At 58.3% G+C, this 17,389-nt stretch carries 16 protein-coding genes; 6 read left to right on the plus strand and 10 right to left on the minus strand.

What is annotated here, in order from left to right:
• Window positions 1–78: 78 nt before the first annotated feature.
• The 6 genes from flgE to AB4N84_RS01635 form a co-directional block, all read right to left on the minus strand.
• Window positions 79–1,401 (minus strand): flagellar hook protein FlgE, encoded by a 1,323-nt coding sequence (flgE, locus tag AB4N84_RS01610; protein ID WP_074758740.1) that lies wholly within the window; start codon window positions 1,399–1,401, stop codon window positions 79–81.
• A 28-nt stretch (window positions 1,402–1,429) separates the two neighbouring features.
• A complete protein-coding gene (flgD, locus tag AB4N84_RS01615) occupies window positions 1,430–2,125 on the minus strand; it encodes a flagellar hook assembly protein FlgD (protein WP_074758738.1) in 696 nt (231 codons plus the stop codon).
• Window positions 2,126–2,140: 15 nt separating this feature from the next.
• On the minus strand, window positions 2,141–2,584 hold the full coding sequence (gene flgC, locus AB4N84_RS01620) for a flagellar basal body rod protein FlgC (RefSeq protein ID WP_074758736.1): 444 nt from the start codon (window positions 2,582–2,584) through the stop codon (window positions 2,141–2,143).
• A gap of 3 nt (window positions 2,585–2,587) precedes the next feature.
• On the minus strand, window positions 2,588–2,995 hold the full coding sequence (gene flgB, locus AB4N84_RS01625) for a flagellar basal body rod protein FlgB (protein WP_074758734.1): 408 nt from the start codon (window positions 2,993–2,995) through the stop codon (window positions 2,588–2,590).
• Between the two features lie 1,044 nt (window positions 2,996–4,039).
• Window positions 4,040–4,867, minus strand: a complete 828-nt coding sequence (gene cheR, locus AB4N84_RS01630; RefSeq protein ID WP_074758732.1) for a protein-glutamate O-methyltransferase CheR — start codon at window positions 4,865–4,867, stop codon at window positions 4,040–4,042.
• 41 nt (window positions 4,868–4,908) lie between these two features.
• Window positions 4,909–5,841, minus strand: a complete 933-nt coding sequence (locus AB4N84_RS01635; protein WP_074758730.1) for a chemotaxis protein CheV — start codon at window positions 5,839–5,841, stop codon at window positions 4,909–4,911.
• Window positions 5,842–5,917: 76 nt separating this feature from the next.
• Here AB4N84_RS01635 and flgA point away from each other — a divergent pair, with 76 nt between their 5' ends.
• From flgA to AB4N84_RS01655, 4 genes are all read left to right on the plus strand, one after another.
• Window positions 5,918–6,679: a flagellar basal body P-ring formation chaperone FlgA gene (gene flgA / locus AB4N84_RS01640; RefSeq protein WP_460046913.1), complete on the plus strand. Its 762-nt coding sequence runs from the start codon at window positions 5,918–5,920 to the stop codon at window positions 6,677–6,679.
• A 160-nt stretch (window positions 6,680–6,839) separates the two neighbouring features.
• Entirely contained in the window at window positions 6,840–7,157 is a 318-nt protein-coding gene (flgM, locus tag AB4N84_RS01645; protein ID WP_460044977.1) for a flagellar biosynthesis anti-sigma factor FlgM, read from the plus strand.
• Between the two features lie 49 nt (window positions 7,158–7,206).
• Window positions 7,207–7,674 carry a flagella synthesis protein FlgN gene (locus AB4N84_RS01650; RefSeq protein WP_460044978.1) on the plus strand — a complete coding sequence of 156 codons (468 nt, stop codon included), beginning with the start codon at window positions 7,207–7,209 and terminating at the stop codon, window positions 7,672–7,674.
• 82 nt (window positions 7,675–7,756) lie between these two features.
• Window positions 7,757–8,497, plus strand: coding sequence for a flagellar brake protein (locus AB4N84_RS01655; RefSeq protein ID WP_074758724.1), 741 nt, complete (start codon window positions 7,757–7,759; stop codon window positions 8,495–8,497).
• A 121-nt stretch (window positions 8,498–8,618) separates the two neighbouring features.
• On the opposite strand, the gene AB4N84_RS01660 is transcribed toward AB4N84_RS01655, so the two are convergent.
• Both AB4N84_RS01660 and AB4N84_RS01665 read right to left on the minus strand, forming a co-directional pair.
• A complete protein-coding gene (locus tag AB4N84_RS01660) occupies window positions 8,619–9,569 on the minus strand; it encodes a GlxA family transcriptional regulator (protein WP_460044980.1) in 951 nt (316 codons plus the stop codon).
• Window positions 9,570–9,715: 146 nt separating this feature from the next.
• Window positions 9,716–10,462, minus strand: a complete 747-nt coding sequence (locus AB4N84_RS01665; protein WP_460044981.1) for an SDR family oxidoreductase — start codon at window positions 10,460–10,462, stop codon at window positions 9,716–9,718.
• Between the two features lie 236 nt (window positions 10,463–10,698).
• Here AB4N84_RS01665 and AB4N84_RS01670 point away from each other — a divergent pair, with 236 nt between their 5' ends.
• Window positions 10,699–11,136: an SDR family NAD(P)-dependent oxidoreductase gene (locus AB4N84_RS01670; protein WP_460044982.1), complete on the plus strand. Its 438-nt coding sequence runs from the start codon at window positions 10,699–10,701 to the stop codon at window positions 11,134–11,136.
• 9 nt (window positions 11,137–11,145) lie between these two features.
• Here AB4N84_RS01670 and AB4N84_RS01675 read toward each other — a convergent pair whose 3' ends face one another.
• Together AB4N84_RS01675 and AB4N84_RS01680 are read right to left on the minus strand one after the other, a co-directional pair.
• Window positions 11,146–12,603 (minus strand): MFS transporter, encoded by a 1,458-nt coding sequence (locus AB4N84_RS01675; protein WP_460044983.1) that lies wholly within the window; start codon window positions 12,601–12,603, stop codon window positions 11,146–11,148.
• Window positions 12,604–12,657: 54 nt separating this feature from the next.
• The gene (locus AB4N84_RS01680) at window positions 12,658–13,899 is read right to left on the minus strand and encodes a glutamine synthetase family protein (protein ID WP_460046915.1); all 1,242 of its coding nucleotides are present in this window, start codon (window positions 13,897–13,899) and stop codon (window positions 12,658–12,660) included.
• Between the two features lie 349 nt (window positions 13,900–14,248).
• Here AB4N84_RS01680 and AB4N84_RS01685 point away from each other — a divergent pair, with 349 nt between their 5' ends.
• Entirely contained in the window at window positions 14,249–17,368 is a 3,120-nt protein-coding gene (locus AB4N84_RS01685; protein WP_460044985.1) for a glycosyltransferase, read from the plus strand.
• Window positions 17,369–17,389 lie beyond the last annotated feature (21 nt).

Raw genomic sequence — 17,389 nt, forward strand, 5'->3', positions numbered from 1 at the left:
AGGGCCGAACCCGATTCAGTTTCTAACACTCAAAAAAAAAGCCCCTCCGAGGAGGGGCTCAATAAAAAAGAACCGTTATCAGGTCATCTGAATCGTGGTCTGCATGATGGTGCTTTCAGTCGAAATGGTCTTCGCGTTCGCCTGATAGTTACTTTGCGCCTTGATCAGCTCGACCAGTTCGGTGGTCAGGTCAACGTTGGACTCTTCCAGCGCCGAACCGGTAATGTTGCCCAACGTACCGGACTCCGGCGCGCCGGTCACCGGAATGCCCGAAGCGTAGGTTTCACGCCACATGGTACCGCCCGCCGGAGACAGGCCCTGGACGTTGGCGAAAGATGTCAACGCTACCTGGCCGATAGTCTGAGACAAACCATTGGTGTAGGTAGCGAACAGCTTACCCGAGGAGTCAACGCTCATCGCACTGATCTGGCCGGTGTAGTTACCATTTTGATTCTTGGAGATCGCACCGCCAGTAGCATTGGTCTGCGTGGTCGCCAACATGTCGAACTTCATGCCACCCGCTGCTGCGGCGGCGCCGTTGGCTGCCCAGGTGGTGGTGGAGCCTACGGTCTTGCTTTGGCCTGGGATCCAGTTCGCGATGGTGAACGTACCGTCGGCGTTCACCACCATGTTGGCAGTCGAAGTCGGCGCTGGCGTGGTGACCATGTTACCCGCCGAATCGAACGTCAGATTGGTCACATCCGGCGTGGTCTGCGTCGGGTCACTGATGCTGCGGCCGTCGATCTGTGTGTACATGTCCCAGGTATTGAGTCCCGTCTTCCGGAAATACTGGTTCAGCTGGTGTTCGTTACCCTGACTGTCGTAGATCTTGGTGCTGTAGGTCAGGTCATAGGTCTCGACCTTCGCCGGATCGAACGCCGCAGCGGTGTTGATTTCTGTAGCGGAATTCAGGTTCGAGCTGATGGTGATCTCGCTGGTCGCCTTCGGCGGCATGTTCGAGGTGTCGACCTTGAGGTTGGTCAAAACGCCCGTCTTCACGTTGCCATTGGCATCAACGCCATAACCCTGCAGATTATTGCCGTTGGTGTCGATGACGTTGCCGGCGGTGTCGGTGTGGAAGTTACCGGCACGGGTGTACAGCTTCTCGCCATTGTTGCTGACCATGAAGAAGCCGTTGCCGTTGATTGCCAGGTCGAGATCACGACCGGTACCGGTGGTCAACGCACCTTGGGTGAAGTTCTGCGTGACCGCTGCGGTGGTCACGCCGCTGCCGACGCTGGTGCCACCGGACGTACCGCGAATGGATTGCGCGTACTGGTCGGCGAACTCGGCACGGGACGACTTGAAGCCGACGGTCGCGACGTTGGCAATGTTGTTGCCGGTGACGTCGAGACTTTTATTTGCTGCGTAGAGCCCACTCAGACCGATATTGAAAGACATGTATCACTCCTGCGCCGTCGAGTCGGCTCTAGATTCCGATTTGTTGAACTTTGGACAAGGCGATGTTTTCGCCGTTGGCCAGGTTAAGCGTCATGGCAGTGCCAGCCGTGCCCATGGTGACGCTGGTCACCGTCGCAGGGAGGTAGGTCGTGAGCCCTGTTTTCGTACCGTCCAGGCTGCCCGACGCTTTAAAGCTGTAGTTACCGGTCGCCAGTGTCTGGCCCGCGTCGTCTTTGCCATCCCAGGTAAAGCTGGCATTGCCGGCTTTCTGCTCACCGAGGTCGATCGTGCGCACGATGGTGCCGGTGCTGTCGTAAACATCGACGCTGGTCACGGTGCTGGTAGAAGGCAGAACGACCTGACCGGTCATGCCCTTAGTGGTGTCCACGTTGGTCGAACCGCTGTCGACGATCACCGAGCGACCCACCAGCGACGACGCTTGCAGCGCTTGCGATGACTGGTACATGCCGCCAATCGCATCAACCGATGTGCTCAGGTTCTGCATGGTTTCCAGGCTGCTGAACTGCGCCAGTTGCGCCACGAATTCGCTGTTGTCTTGCGGGTCGAGCGGGTTCTGGTTTTGCATCTGGGTGACCAGCAGCTGCAGGAACGAGTCCTTGCCCAGCGTGCTGGCGCCCGTGGCGGAGTCGCCGGTCTTGCCGGAGGTCACCGTCTGCAACGACTTGAGGTAGTCGCTGGTCGTCGTGTCGTTAGTCACGCTCATTGCATTCGCCCCTTATCACTGACCCAGAGTCAGGACCTTCTGCATCATTGTTTTGGCGGTGTTCATGACTTCCGCGTTGGTCTGGAACGAGCGGCTCGCCGAAATCATGTCAGCCATCTCATTGACGACGTTGACGTTCGGGTAATAGACGTAACCGTTCTTGTCGGCTGCTGGATGGTTGGGCTCGTAACGTGCTTCCAGATTGGAAGAATCTTCGACGATGCCGGACACCTGCACGCCGGTGCCGGCCTGCCCCTGATCTTCGAACAGCGACGCGCTGCCGCCGGACTCCTGCCCTTGAAACACAGTGGCGAACACCGGGTGACGGGCGCGGTAGGTCTTGTCCAGACTGGACGAAACAGTCTCGGCGTTGGCGATGTTACTGGCGACGGTGTTCAGGCGAGTGTTCTGCGCACTCATGCCACTGCCGGCGATATTGAAAACACTGGATAGCGACATGAATTACTCTCCACGCAGGGCTGCTACCAGCCCTTTGAACTTACTGTTGAGCAACGTGAAACTGGCCTGAAAGCCAATGGCGTTCTCGGCGTAGTTGGCGTTCTCGACCTGGGAATCGACGGTGTTCTGGTCCAGCGAAGGCTGCGACGGCGTGCGGTACAGCAAGCTGGCGTCGCCATCGGTCATGCCTTGCGCTTCGATATGACGATTGTTGGTCATGTTGAGGGCGAAGGTGCCGTTGTTGGCCTTGTCGCTTTCAGCGGCCAACACCTTGGAGAAGTCCAGGTCGCGCGCCTTGTAGTTAGGCGTGTCGGCGTTGGTGATGTTGTTGGCCAGCACTTCGGCACGTTGGGCGCGGAAGTTCAGCGCCTTTTCGTGAATGCCCAGTGCTTTGTCGAAGCTGATGCTCATGTCGGGAAACCTTTACCGGTTGACCAGATGTTCGTGACAGAGAGATAGCAAGCGGCGTGCCACTTTTAGAAACGCCCGTATTCCGGGGGTTTCGGAGGCGATCGGCAAGGGTGATGCCAGAAAAGCGGCAAGCGATTTCCGCTGGTGGGGAGGCAAGCGGCAAGGTGGGTGCCGTTTTTTTGCCGCTGACGCGGTAACTGCCAGTTTGTCTTCGAGAACCGGGACATATCCGTAATCGCCACGATTCGGCCTAACGGCCAAATTATTTCGCCTCCGGCGAGTTACTTGAAAACCGGAATGCCGGACCATCCCCAAGTAACCAAGGGTCTGAACTCCTGGTTTGGCGACTCCTTCGTCGTCGTACCCTCACTCCGGCGACGCTCCGTGGGCCCGCCTGCGTTCGGCCTGCGCCCAAGTCGCGATTTGTGGTGTCTGGACTATCGCGCTAGAAAAGCAAAATCAAAAGCATCGGATGACGCGATACCTGTAGGAGCGCGCTTGCCCGCGATCTGCCGGGAACCGGCAGCACATCCGGTGCATGCGGTGTATCAGGTACAACCGAGTCGCCTGATTTCGCTACCGCTGCGCGGTAGATCGCGGGCAAGCGCGCTCCTACAGAGATTGCGAAATCCTGATGCTTTGTTCCGCTCCTGCTTTTGATTTTGTTCTTGTACACCAACGGGTCAAACACCACAAAACGCGACTTGGGTGCAGGCTGAACGCAGGCGGCGCGCAGTGGGCCGAGCGGCATGGATGCCGCGAGAGCCGCCCCCGGCCATGGATGGCCGATGGCGGCGGGCCCACGGAGCGTCGCCGGAGAGAAGGAACCCGACGAAGTCGGGCCCAACCAGGAGCAGGGCCTTTTTGGTTACTTTTTTGGCTCTTGAAAAAAGTGACCCGCTGTAAGAGCGGAACCGCAATCCGCCTCGCCTTCAAAAAAGGATATGCACACAATAACCAGCGCCACCAAGAAACTAGAACACATCAAAACCTACCAATAAAAAAACCCCGCCAAAGCGAGGTTTTTTCAGATAACCAGCGAAATCATTTGGCCTGATAAATAATCCCGGGACTGCACTGAACCATCTGGTAGTGATCCGGCAGACCATTCAACGCCTCCGAAGCCCCCAGGAACAAATACCCGCCTGGTTTCAACGTTGAATGAATCCTCAGCAGAATGTCCTTCTTCACCTCAGCCGAAAAATAGATCAGCACGTTGCGACAAAACACGATATCGAACTTGCCCAACGCCGCATAACTGTCCAGCAGGTTGAACGAACGAAACTCCACACGACTCTTGATAGGCGCCTTCACCGTCCAGCGCCCAGGCGTCTTCTGGTCAAAATAACGCTGCAAACGGTCAGGCGACAAACCGCGCCCGATCGCCAGACTGTCGTATTCACCCGTCTTGCAGTTATTCAACATACTGCCCGACAAGTCCGTGGCCACGATCTGCGCACCGGCCTTCAACTGCCCCGGGTTGCTGCGCTCAAACTCATCGATCGACATCGACAGCGAATACGGCTCCTGCCCCGACGAACACGCCGCGGACCAGATACGAGGACGCAGGCCGGGACTTGCCTTCAACTGCTCCGGCAAGACCTTGTTCTTCAGCACCTCGAACGGGTAGGTGTCGCGAAACCACAGGGTTTCGTTGGTGGTCATCGCGTCCACCACCTGCTCGCGCAACCCGCTGCGCGGCTGGCTCTGGATGCGCTGGATCAACTCCCCAAGGGACTTGATGCCCTGCTGTTCCAACAGCTTGTTCAGGCGACTGGAGACCAGATACTGCTTATTTTCACCCAGCAAAATGCCACAGGCTTTTTCCAGGAAGACCCGGAACTGTTCAAAATCCAAATTACCTGTAGACATGCCGCCTCTCAAATCATGTGAACAGCCGAGGAAGTGCTTCCTCAGCTGATATCTGCCGCCCTGATACGATCTACCACTCTAGCTGCTAGATCGTCCGGCCGAAACTTGGCCAGAAAATCATCGGCACCTACTTTCTTCACCATCGCCTGGTTGAACACCCCGGACAGCGACGTGTGCAAGATGATGTGCAGCTTCTGCATGCGCGGATCGCTACGAATCTCAGCAGTGAGGGTGTAGCCGTCCATCTCCGGCATTTCAATGTCGGAGATCATCATCAAGAACTCCTCTTCCGGTTTCTTGCCCTCGTCCACCAGTTTGCGCAGGAATTCGAGTGCCTGACGACCGTCATTCAACGCAGTGACCTCGACGCCCACCGTTTGCAGGCAACGCGTCACCTGCTTGCGCGCCACCGACGAGTCATCGACCGTCAGTACCCGCAGCGACAATGCCTTGTGCGCGACCTCCTCGGTGACCACACCTGCGGAAATGTTTTCCGACACCGGCGCCACTTCGGCGAGGATTTTTTCCACGTCGATGATTTCCACCAACTGGTTGTCGATCCGCGTCACCGCCGTCAGGTAGTGATCGCGACCGGTTCCCTTGGGCGGCGGATGAATGTCTTCCCAGTTCATGTTCACGATGCGTTCGACCGAATGCACCAGGAAACCCTGAATCTTGGTGTTGTATTCCGTGATGATCACGAACGCGTTGTCAATGCTGCCCAGCTTCGCCGAGCCGGTGGCCATCGCCAGGTCGAGGATCGGAATCGTACCGCCTCGAATATTTGCCACTCCGCGCACAATCGGACTGGATTTGGGCATGTGGGTAAGTTTTGGGCACTGAAGCACCTCTTTTACCTTGAACACGTTGATCCCGTACAACTGCTTGCCGTCCAGACGGAACAGCAGCAATTCAAGGCGGTTCTGCCCTACCAGTTGAGTGCGCTGGTTCACTGAATCCAAAACACCAGCCATGCCCCACTCCTTCCCAAAACGACCAATTGCGCGCTGCCAGATGGCAAACGGCACGGGCCTTGCTATTTATCCCGTCATGAACACACAAACGACAGTATCTCGACGCCCGACATCCGCAACCCGCCATTTCTTGGGCGTGTTGGCTGCAGTGTGCCTGCTGGGCACCGCCGGCCTGAGCCGAGCAGACAACGTGACCCTGCCTGAACAACTTATCGGCGTCACCCAGGGCTTTCTTGAATTCACAGTGGAAGACTATTTGGCGACGAGTCAAACCCAGGGCCGCTATGAAATCGAGGTCAAACAGCTCGATCCCCGTTTGCGGATGCCGCATTGCGACAGGGATTTGACAGCGTCGCTGGAAAGCCCGGCGCAGCCAATTGGCCGGGTCACCGTGAAGCTGCGTTGCGAAGGCAGTGCTCCATGGACGGTGTTCGTGCCAGCCCAGGTACATTTGTTTCGCAACGTGGTGACGGCCATCCGCCCCATGAAGCGGGACGCGATCGTTTCCGAGGCTGATGTGGCGATGCGCGAGCGCGACGTAGGCACGCTGGGACAAGGTTTCCTTGATTCGCTGGATCAGGCGGTCGGGCAGAAAGTTGTCCGACCAACGGTCATCGATCAAGTGCTGACGCCCGTCCACCTGGAACAACCGCAAATGGTTCACAAGGGCGATCAGGTGGTAATCAGCGCACGCAGTGGGTCAATGAGCGTGCGCATGCCGGGCGAAGCCTTGTCCGACGGCGGTTTCAACGAGCAAATACGGGTGAAAAACCTGAACTCCAAACGGGTGATCAAGGCCAACATCGTGGCCCCCGGCCAGGTAGAGGTTGCTATGTGACGGGTATTGACCTCTGGCGCTACGCCTGCGCTTTTTCTACACTCGGAACCGATATGCCCAGTGCGAAGTCAATTCAAGACTGTTTTCGCACGGGCCCTAAAGTTATTCCGGGTTTGGCCGAAACCAAGGCAAGCGTCCTAGAACCCAGAGGTTTTCAATCATGGTCATCGACTTCAGTCGTTTGAATAACTCCACTACCGTTGGAGGTACTCCACGTACCGTCAACACCAAAGAAGCCAGCAAAACCGAAGCCCCGGCGACGGTCAGCACTTCTGGAAGCGTCAGCGGTAGCGGCGAGACAGTCAGTTTGAGCAGTGAAGCTCAACAGTTGCAGAAGATCACTGATTCGTTGCGTGATCAGCCCGTCGTCAACAACAGCCGCGTGGCTGAGTTGAAACAGGCTATTGCGGACGGCAGCTACAAGGTCGACAGCAACCGTGTTGCGAACAAACTGCTTAATTTCGAAGCCCAGCGCTAGCCCCCGGTACGCGCAGGGGCTTCTGGACGCTTAAATCCCAGGGCATGCGATGCAAGACACTACATTGCTTCAACTGATCACGGACGATATTGCGCCGACCCGGCATCTGCTGGACATCCTGAGGGCCGAGTCACTGGCGCTTCACGGCCGCAATATGGTCGAAATGGAACACATCCTGGCGCAGAAGCAGGCATTGGTGATCGTGCTCGAACAGCACGGACGCAGACGTAGCCAACTGATGACCAGTCTAGGCCTGCCCGCCAATCGCGCGGGACTCGAAGAAGTGGCCAAGCATTCATCGGTCGGTGAAGCGTTGTTGCAAGCGGGTGATGAGCTGAGCGCGCTGATGACCGAGTGTCAGGCCGCCAACGAGCAGAATGGCAGTCTGATCCAGCTCCAGCAGCTGACCACGGCCCAACAGCTCAGAATCCTCAACGGTGGCGATACTCCAGCGCTGTACGACAGCCGGGGATCGACGTCCGGGAAGATCAGACCACGTCCGCTCAGCCAGGCGTAAGTTCTTGTATCAAGGCGTGCGACATGATGGCAAAATGCCGCCCGCCGCACGCTGTCGTTTTTTGCCTGGAGATGGATAAACCGTGAATGCCTCAAGCGCGGAAGATGTTCCGCAGCCCCCGAAGGTACTTACTACGCCTTTGGAAATTGCCGCCAACCTGCGGTTGCTGATGGAAAGCCATGATCCCTTGATCATCACCTTCCACGAACGCAGCCAACGCTTCCAGAGCTATGTGATCGACGTCGACCGTGACAGCAACGAGATCTCGCTCGATGAGATGATCCCGCGTGACGGTGAACGCTTCCTGGCCAACGGTGAAGCGTTCCGTGTCGAAGGTTTCCATGACGGTGTGCGCATCGCCTGGGAAGTCAAAGCGCAGATGACCATCATCGAGGACCCGCATTGTTATCGTGGGCCCCTGCCTGAAGAAGTGGTGTATCACCAGCGCCGCAATGCCTTCCGCGCCGCCCTGAAACTGGCGTCTCTGGTCGATATCGAAATCGGTGGCGACAAGCTGAAGTTTCCGCTCAGGGGCAAGCTGCTGGACATTTCCGCGACCGGTTGCAAACTGCGCTTCGAAGGCGATGTGTCCGAACGCATGCAGCTGGGTCAGGTCTACGAGCGCTTCATCGCTTCCCTGCCCTTCGGCAGCATGACCACGCCGGTCGAGCTGCGGTATCTGCACTTCGAAGAACGAATCAACACCACCTTTGCCGGCGTGCGCTTTCACAACATCAGTGGACTGGTGCAGCGTCAGGTCGAGCGTTTCGTCTACCAGCTGCAACGCGAAGCCCGTCGCTTCGATAAAGACGACGACTTCTGATCAGGCCGCTCACAGGGTTTGTAGCCAATGCAAATCCTGTGGGCCTGCCCTCTCTTCACCTGAACGCCATCGAGCGCATCTGCACGGGATCCTGTGGGCGCTGCCTCAACGTCCCACCTGGCTAAAACGCATCCACCACCGGCCCGAAACTGCGCCGTAATGACTGTGGCGACTGCCCGTAGACGCGCAGAAACGCCCGCCGCATCCTTTCCCGATCGCCGAATCCGGTTTCACTGGCCACCGCTTCCAGCGAGTGACGCCCTTGCTCCATCATCAGACGTGCGGCCTCCAGGCGCAGATTTTCCACCGCCTTGGCGGGCGAAATCCCGGTTTCGGCCCGAAACGAACGACTGAACTGACGCGCACTCAAGCACGCGGCATCGGCCAGCTCTTCAACCGACAATTCGCGGCGCAGGTTCTTGCGGGCGTATTCCAGGGACATCTGGATCCGGTCCGAGCTCGGGCTCATTTCCAGCATTGCGGAGTGCTGCGACTGACCGCCGGCACGGCGGTGGTAGAGGACCAGATGCTGCGACACCTTGCGCGCGAGCTCCGGGCCATGGTCCTTTTCCACCATGCCAATGGTTAAATCCAGCGCCGCCGACATCCCGGCCGACGTCCAGATCTTGCCGTCAACGATGTAGATCCGGTCTTCCTCGACCTTGATCGCCGGAAAGTTCTGGCGCATTTCACGCGCCCGCGCCCAGTGCACCGTCGCCCGACGACCGTCGAGCAGTCCGGCTTCCGCCAGCGCGAATGCCCCCACGCACAAAGCGCCCACTCGGCGGGAATGGGCGTAAGCCTCGATCAGGAACGCATTGATGGCCGGCGATGCCGATGAGCGATCCATGGCGCCGCTGATCAGCAAGGTGTCGAACTGCGCATGATCCAATGGCTGGGTCGACACCGACGTGAACAACGAGCTGGCCGCCACAAGGCCGCCGTGCTCTGACAGCAGATGGATGTCATACAGCTTTTTTTCGGCGGCAATGTTGGCGAACTCGAACGCCGACAGCGCTGCCAGGCTCATGACCTGAAAGTCAGGCCTGACAATGAGAGCAACGGTTTGCATGAGGGCTGGGTCCGCCACAAAGATATCGATTCTAGACCCCGGCGCCTTGCACGCAAGCGTTGCCTGCAAGGCCTCGGTATTGCGCGATGGATGACGGACGGTTGACCGCCACACCGGTTGATGTGGCGGCGCACTTTCTGGACGATTCAGCCCGCCAGGAATGACTCATTGAAGGCAGTCACGAAACCCATTTCGTTCGGCCCTACGGCGGCGCGCAGGGGAACGGCGCGTTCGACCAGAATTTCATCGGCGTCGGTTGCCAGCACCGCCATGGTTTCTTCAATGAACTCAGCCAGCGGCATGGCGCGCGGTTCGTCGTTGCTGCCCAGCAGGTCGGTCTGAACCCAAGGCGGCGCGATTTCCAGAACCCGTACCGACGTGTTGCGCAGCATGAAGCGCTGGGACATCGAATACGAGTGCATGGCGGCTTTGGTCGCGCTGTACACGGCCGTCACGGCCAGCGGCACGAACGCCAGTACCGACGACACGTTCATGACAACGGCCTGGGGCCTGGTTTTAAGATGCTCGATCAAACCGGAGGTGACACGGATCGGGCCATACACGTTGGTGGTCAGCGTATCGATCAGCAGTTGTTCGTCAATCGCGCTGCTCGCGTCGTCGATCTGCATGATGCCGGCGTTATTGATCAGCACGTTCAAGTCCGGAAAACGACGGATGATGTCAGCGGTAACCCGGGCGATGTCGGCCGCATCACCCACGTCCAGTGTCACGGCTTCCATGCCCGGGTTGGCGCCGGTCACTTGTTCGAGCAACGCCTTGCGACGTCCCGCAATGATCACTTTGTTACCACGAGCATGCAGCGCTTCGGCCAAGGCACGACCGATGCCGGAAGTGCCGCCGGTGATGAAGATGGTGTTGTCAGTGAGGTTCATGTCGGTTCTCCGAGGGAAAGGGGTGATGCGCAACACGTGCCAGCTCGAGCCGTGTCGTGCATTTCGAGAACCGATGTTAGAGCGATGAACCACCCGGCATCTGTCGTAAAACCACCCTTTTCGGCCATTCGCTGCAAGGCCGGAAAAGACGTCTGGATAGGTGGGTTTTATGGCCGATCTACGGTCGGAGATCCTCTTACCCTTATGCCTGAGAACGCTGCGACAGAAGACCCACCATGTTCAAGCACCGAGGCACCGTCGTCATCACCGGCGTATCGTCAGCCCGCAGCCAGGCCTACGCCCGCCAAATGGCCGTCGACGGTTACGACCTGATCCTGATCGCTCAGGACCTGGAGCGGCTCCACACACTGGCCAGACGTATCACCGATGCGTCAGGTCAGTCCGTGGAGGTGATAGCAGGCAATCTGAGCGTCGAGCAAGACCGCCAGCGCATAGCGCGCGCTTTGAGTCAGGACGCCAGCATCACGCTGCTGGTGAACTACGCCGCTCCCCTGTCCTGCTCCAGCGGCCTCTGGCGGGCGCTTAAGCCAGGATTCATGAGGCGCCGCCGAGGGGCCGTGGTCGAGGTGACCGGCAAAGCCCCGTGCCCGACGGAGGATGTGGCTTGGACTGAGTACCTTTTGGGGATGCGCAACACAGGCCTGCCGCATTGAGACGAGCCGCTACAGCGGCCGGTCCACCCCGACGTCCCGTGATGCATCGTGTGCAGCGTCAGGTCGTGCCGCCTGGGGTTCGGCGCTGACGGCTTCATCGACGACCGCCACTGGGCGCACAACGCCTTCGCCTGACGGCACAACCCGCTCCGGCGCCTCACCTTCAACCTCGGGCTCGTGTTCCGGCGGCGCAGCAGGCTCCGTTGCAGTTTGCATCTGGTCCTGAACCACTTGTTCGTCGACACGCGGATCGAGCGCGACCACCAAGGGCGAGCTGGACATGCTGTCAGGCATCGCAATGTGATGCAGCGGCGCGTCCTCGACCTGGTGCAGGTTGGTGACAGCTTTCGGACGAATACGCAGCACAAGCACCAGCGCGGTAACACAGACGAAGGCATAGAGCATGTTGCTGCCAAACTGCTTCATCAGCACGCCCGACACCAACGGCCCGATACTCGCCCCGACGCCATAGGTCATCAGCAGCATGGCCGTCAGCGAAACCCGGCGCTCGCCTTCGACGTGGTCGTTGGAGAACGCCACGGCCAGCGGGTACAACGAAAACTGCAGCAGCGACGCCACGAACCCGACGGCAAACAGGACTTCCATCGGCACATTGGGAAAGATCGCCAGCGGCAATGCCGCCAGCACCAGCAACCCCGCGACGCCACGAATCAACCAGGCACGGTCATAACGGTCCGAGAGCTTGCCCAATGGGCCCTGCACCAGCAGACCGGCGCCGATGCAGCACGCCATGAACATACCGACGTGTTCCGTAGACAACCCCTGCTGAGCGGCGTACAGCGGCGCCAAGCCATAGAACGAACCGATGATCAACCCGGCGCTCAGTACGGTCGTCAGCGATTGCGGGACGCGGCGCATGAAGAACAACGGCTCAAGCGGCGCAGGACGCATCGGTGCGGGGTGAATGCTGCGGGTCATCGCCACGGGCACCAGACACAAGGTGAAGCACATCGCAACCAGCATCAGCAGTTCCAGCCCCAACTGAGGATGGATGACCAGAATCAGCTGACCGAGCACCAGGCCCATGTAGGACGCAATCATGTAACCGCTGAACACCAGACCTCGCTGTTTGGGCGATGCCTGCTCGTTGAGCCAGCTCTCGATGACCATGTACTGACACATCATTCCCAGACCGACGATCATCCGCAGGAAGATCCAGGCCGGCAGATAGTTGATCAGGCCATGCCCCAGCACCGCCGCGCCGACGATACCCGCGCAGGTGGCGTAGGCACGGATGTGCCCGACCCGGCCAATCAGCCGGTGACCGATCTTGCCGCCCAGCGCCAGGCCCACATAGTTGGCGGCCATCAGCGCACCGACCCACAGGCCATCGACCTGATCGGCAGCGAGACGCAAGGCAAGGTAGGTACTCAGCAGGCCCGAGCCGATCAACATCATCAGCGAGGCAAAATACAGCGCTCGAAAGGACTTCCAGATTTGGCGCATCGGCTTTCCAAAAGAGGAAACCCTCTTCAATGGAGGGTTTCCGAACCACGATTTTTAAGCTTGGGCAGCCAACACTCGTCGCTCCCAAGGCGATATTTCGTTGAAGAAACTGGTCAATTCCAGCGTCTTCGACGCGATGTACCCTTCGATGAATTCGGCACCAAACAGTTCCTTGGCCAAAGGGCTGCGTTTCAGACGTTCCAGCGCGGCATGCAAGGTACATGGCAGCGAAAGATTGTCCGGCACGGAGAATTCCCCCTGGATCGCAGCCGACGGCTCCAGCCGTTGCTCCATTCCGTAAAGCCCGGCTGCAAGACTAGCTGCAATGGCGAGATACGGGTTGGCATCTGCGCCCGGCAAACGGTTTTCGACACGACGCGCGACCGGTGCGCTGGCCGGAATGCGCAAACCTGCCGCACGGTTATCGTGAGACCAGCACGCATTGTTCGGTGAGGCGAAAGGATGACACAAACGCTGATACGAATTGACGTTGGGCGCGAACAAAGCGGTGAAATCTGCCATCGCCGCCTGCTGACCGCCAATGAAGTGATGGAATGCCGACGTCGGTTCGCCTTGGGCGTCGCTGAAAATGTTCTGCCCGGTCACGCTGTCGACCACGCTCTGATGAATGTGCATCGAGCTGCCCGGCGTATGCGCCAGCGGTTTGGCCATGCACACCACGGTCAGCCCGTGCTTGAGCGCCACTTCTTTGAGCATGTGCTTGAACAGGAACGTCTGATCGGCCAGCAACAACGGGTCGCCGTGGAGCAGATTGATCTCGAACTGACTGACGCCCATCTCGTGCATGAACGTATCGCGCGGCAGGTCCAGCGCCGCCATGCACTTGTAGACTTCGCTGAAGAACGGACGCAGGCCGTTATGGGAACTGACACTGAACGCCGACTGACCATCTTCACGGCGACCGTCCAGACCAATGGGAGGCTTGAACGGCTGATTGGGGTCGCTGTTGGGCGCAAAGACGAAGAACTCGAGCTCGGTGGCCACCACCGGCGACCATCCGTGACGCGCATAACGGGCAATGACCGACTTGAGCTGCCCCCGCGTCGACAGGTTCGAAGGCTCGCCGTCCAGCTCGTCGGCATCGCAGATCGCCAACGCACGGGGTTCCTCGCTCCAGGGCAATCGATGAATCTGCCGAGGGTCTGCGATCAGCGCCAGGTCACCGTCGTCGCTGCCGTAAAATTTCGCCGGCGGATAGCCGCCCATGATGCATTGCAGCAGCACACCGCGCGCCAGCTGCAAGCGTCGGCCTTCAAGGAAACCCTCGGCCGTCATCACTTTCCCGCGTGGCACGCCGTTCAGATCCGGGGTGACACATTCAATTTCATCAATGCCCATCAATCGCTGCGCGAGTGAATTGTGGCCATCGCTACTCATGACTCAGTCCTTTAATGGTTGTGCAGGCCGCACGGCGGCAAGGCGTACAAAATAAGCATCAGCCGTTCGGAATATCAAGAAAGTACTGAAGCATCCCTATTCCCTTTGGCCGCACGAGCGCGGCAGCTCCGGATGTATCTGGCCGGTTTTTTGCTCGTCATACCCGAATAGCCGTCGGAAAGTCAGTTTAATGGCAGCACCCAGACTGTTTCGCCCCCCCATCACTTGTCACTTAAGGGAGCAGGATTTGATCACCGGTCATCCGCAGCAAGACACCCGTAATCCTTACTACGTGTATGCCGATAGCGGTCTGCAGTCTGCAGGCACCGGCAGCATTATGCATCGTTTGTGTCATGCGCTTAGGCTGACCGGCTACGAAGCGTATATCTCCGCTTCGGCCCATATTGACCATGACCCACAGGTACCTGCACTGACACAGGAGATCAGGGACCGGCATCAGGCCGAAAAACGCCTTCCGATAACGATCTACCCCGGATCGGTGGACGGCAACCCGATGTCGAGCATCGTGGTCGTGCGCTATATCCTCGATGCCGCACAGGGCCAAATGATCAAGGAGGTTGGCGGCGAAGATACCGACCTGATGTTCTACTACTCGGATGAGGCATCCCATGGCGCCAATGACGCAAATATTCTGACGATCGCGCTGCCCGGGCCTCTGCCGGACCCCGATCAGCTACAACAACTGATCGAATTGACTCAGCAGACCGCCCGCGACCAGCAACGGCGTATGCTCCCGCGTGTTTCAGACTGGCTCAAAGCGCGCACGCTCTCGGCGATACAACGGCGACATTTACAGCAGAGTCAGGCTGCAACGTGTCAGCCTGGCGTGATGGTCATCGTGCGGGACAAGTATGGGCTGGCGGAGCCGCTGAGAAAAACCTTGACCAGCGTAGGACTGTGGCGAAATGAATCGGCCGGGAAGGTTGGCGTGCATGTCCTCAGCGTGTTATCACCTGCTCCACAGCACGCATCCGACTTCGCTGCAGAAACCTTTGCAGCCTGTCCGGCCTCGCAAATAAACGGGCTGCTGGGAAACTCGGACTGTCAATGGCTGCTGATGCTTGATGCCGGGGACGAGTTGATCGAGAGCGGCATCTGCATGCTCGACCAGCATCTGGGGCCAACCTCGGCCAGCATGGTCTATTGCGACGAAATTCATCATCACGGTTGCAATGTAGGCGCGGTTTTTCGTCCAGGCGTCAACCTCGACTATTTGCTCAGCCTGCCGGTGATTATGGCTGGCCACTGGCTGTTCAACCGCGAAGCGGTGCTGGCATGCGGCGGCTTCGACCCCAGGTGGCCACAGGCGATGGAGTTCGATCTTATTCTGCGATTGATCGAGACTCAGGGCATCAACAGCATCGAACACATAGCCGAGCCGCTGATCAGTTGCCCTGCGCCAGCCCTGGACAGCAACCCGGACGAAATCGCCGCCCTGGAAAGCCACCTGCGTAATCGCGGGTACGCTGCGCATCACGTGCACGAGTATCCAACACGCCACTACCACGTCACTTACGGGCATTCAACGCAACCGCTGGTCTCGATCATCATTCCAACCAAGGATCAATTGCCTCTGCTTCGGCGATGCGTCGAGTCATTGCTGGAGAAAACCCGGTACTTCAACTACGAAGTGATCATCGTCGATAACAATAGCCAGGAGCGAGATTCAATCACTTGGCTGGCGGAAATCAACGCAATCGGCGGGCAGAAAATCCGTGTTCTGTCGTACCCGCACCCCTTCAACTTTTCGGCCATCAACAACTTCGCCGTAGGTCATGCCCATGGCGAGTACCTCGTGTTGCTCAACAACGATACCGCGATCATTCAGGAAGACTGGCTTGACGAGTTGCTCAATCATGCGCAACGACCAGAGGTCGGAATCGTTGGCGTCAAGCTGCTTTACCCCAGCGGTTACATTCAGCACGCAGGAGTTATAACCGGCCTCGGCGGCCCGGCAGGCCATCCCTTTATCGGCTTGCCCGCAGCCGCGCATGGCTACATGCAGCGTTTGATAGTCGATCAAAACTACAATGTGGTGACTGCCGCATGCCTGATGATCCGACGCTCTGTTTACGATGATGTTGTCGGGATGGACGAAGAGCACTTCAAGGTTTCTTACAACGATGTGGATCTCTGTCTGAAAGTAGGCGCTCAAGGTTATTTGACGGTATGGACTCCTCGAGTCGTGCTGATTCATGAAGGAAGTGTCAGTCAGACCCAGACAGACCGAGCGAGCTTCGCCGCCAAACTTAAACGTTTTACGGCAGAGCAGCATGCGATGTATCGCAAATGGCTACCCACGCTGGCTAAAGATCCCGCCTACAACCGCAATCTTTCCAACACTGGAAACGGTTTTGATCTGGAGGGGCGAACCGAGTGGAGCTGGCGTCCAGTAAAACTGCCGTCATTGCCTGCGATACTGGCACACCCAGCTGACTTATCGGCATCGGCACAGCGGCGAATTTTCCAGCCGTTCACAGCTTTGCGCGAACAGGGTGCTATCGATGGCGTGATAACCACCTATGTGCCTGGGGTGATCGATGTTGAGCGCTACCAGCCCGATGCGATTGTGCTTCAGCGTCGTTTGAATAATCCTCGTCTGGAGGTGCTGAAGAATCTGAAGGCATTTTCTAACAGTTTCAAAACGCTCGATCTGGACTGCCTGCCGAGCGAGCTGGAGATGCAAGGGGCGGTAAAAACCGTTCAATCGCTCGTTGACCGTATCGTCGTGTCGACGCCGGAACTGGCCGATTTATTGACTGGATCTGCGGCTCAGGTCGTGATCCTGTCCACTGCCCTGGGACAGCATTGGGCCCAACCGCTGACGCCAAGGCTCCTTAATTCACGTCTGCGAATCGGATGTTACGTCAGCAGTGAACGTGTTTCCGATCTCTCGTTGGTCGAGACACTGATGAGCCGCCTGCCCAACGTCGACTGGGTGTTGCTGGGTCATGTTCATCCACGTCTCATGGGTGCTGCCCGCGAGGTACACCGCAACGTCCACTATAGGGATGACCGGGATGCACTTGCTTCATTAAACCTGGATCTGGCGTTAATCCCGCTATCCGACAACCTGAGCAATCATTGCCGCGACCACAGTCTGCTGCTCGAATACGGAGCCTGTGCCGTGCCTGTGATCTGTAGCGACGTCAGCGGATTCCGGACAGGACTACCCGTCACACGCCTGGGTCATGCCGCCGACGAATGGCTCGCAGAGATAGCTCAGCACTTGCACGACACGGGGGGCAGGATCAAACAAGGGGAGGCCTTGCGCAGCACCGTGCTCAATGACTGGATTCAAGACGCATCCCGTTGTAAGGCATCGCTTGAGGGATGGCTGCCTTGATCAGTTCCTGGCCGGGTTGAG

The organism is Pseudomonas sp. S2_H01, assembly GCF_054668305.1.

Coding starts and splice junctions, on each gene's coding strand:
- AB4N84_RS01660 (WP_460044980.1), bottom strand. CDS start 9,569: ATGCAAACCGTTGCTCTCATTGTCAGGCCTGACTTTCAGGTCATGAGC.
- cheR (WP_074758732.1), bottom strand. CDS start 4,867: ATGTCTACAGGTAATTTGGATTTTGAACAGTTCCGGGTCTTCCTGGAA.
- flgD (WP_074758738.1), bottom strand. CDS start 2,125: ATGAGCGTGACTAACGACACGACGACCAGCGACTACCTCAAGTCGTTG.
- flgC (WP_074758736.1), bottom strand. CDS start 2,584: ATGTCGCTATCCAGTGTTTTCAATATCGCCGGCAGTGGCATGAGTGCG.
- flgB (WP_074758734.1), bottom strand. CDS start 2,995: ATGAGCATCAGCTTCGACAAAGCACTGGGCATTCACGAAAAGGCGCTG.
- flgA (WP_460046913.1), top strand. CDS start 5,918: ATGAACACACAAACGACAGTATCTCGACGCCCGACATCCGCAACCCGC.
- flgM (WP_460044977.1), top strand. CDS start 6,840: ATGGTCATCGACTTCAGTCGTTTGAATAACTCCACTACCGTTGGAGGT.
- AB4N84_RS01670 (WP_460044982.1), top strand. CDS start 10,699: ATGTTCAAGCACCGAGGCACCGTCGTCATCACCGGCGTATCGTCAGCC.
- flgE (WP_074758740.1), bottom strand. CDS start 1,401: ATGTCTTTCAATATCGGTCTGAGTGGGCTCTACGCAGCAAATAAAAGT.
- AB4N84_RS01665 (WP_460044981.1), bottom strand. CDS start 10,462: ATGAACCTCACTGACAACACCATCTTCATCACCGGCGGCACTTCCGGC.
- AB4N84_RS01680 (WP_460046915.1), bottom strand. CDS start 13,899: ATGACGGCCGAGGGTTTCCTTGAAGGCCGACGCTTGCAGCTGGCGCGC.
- AB4N84_RS01675 (WP_460044983.1), bottom strand. CDS start 12,603: ATGCGCCAAATCTGGAAGTCCTTTCGAGCGCTGTATTTTGCCTCGCTG.
- AB4N84_RS01650 (WP_460044978.1), top strand. CDS start 7,207: ATGCAAGACACTACATTGCTTCAACTGATCACGGACGATATTGCGCCG.
- AB4N84_RS01635 (WP_074758730.1), bottom strand. CDS start 5,841: ATGGCTGGTGTTTTGGATTCAGTGAACCAGCGCACTCAACTGGTAGGG.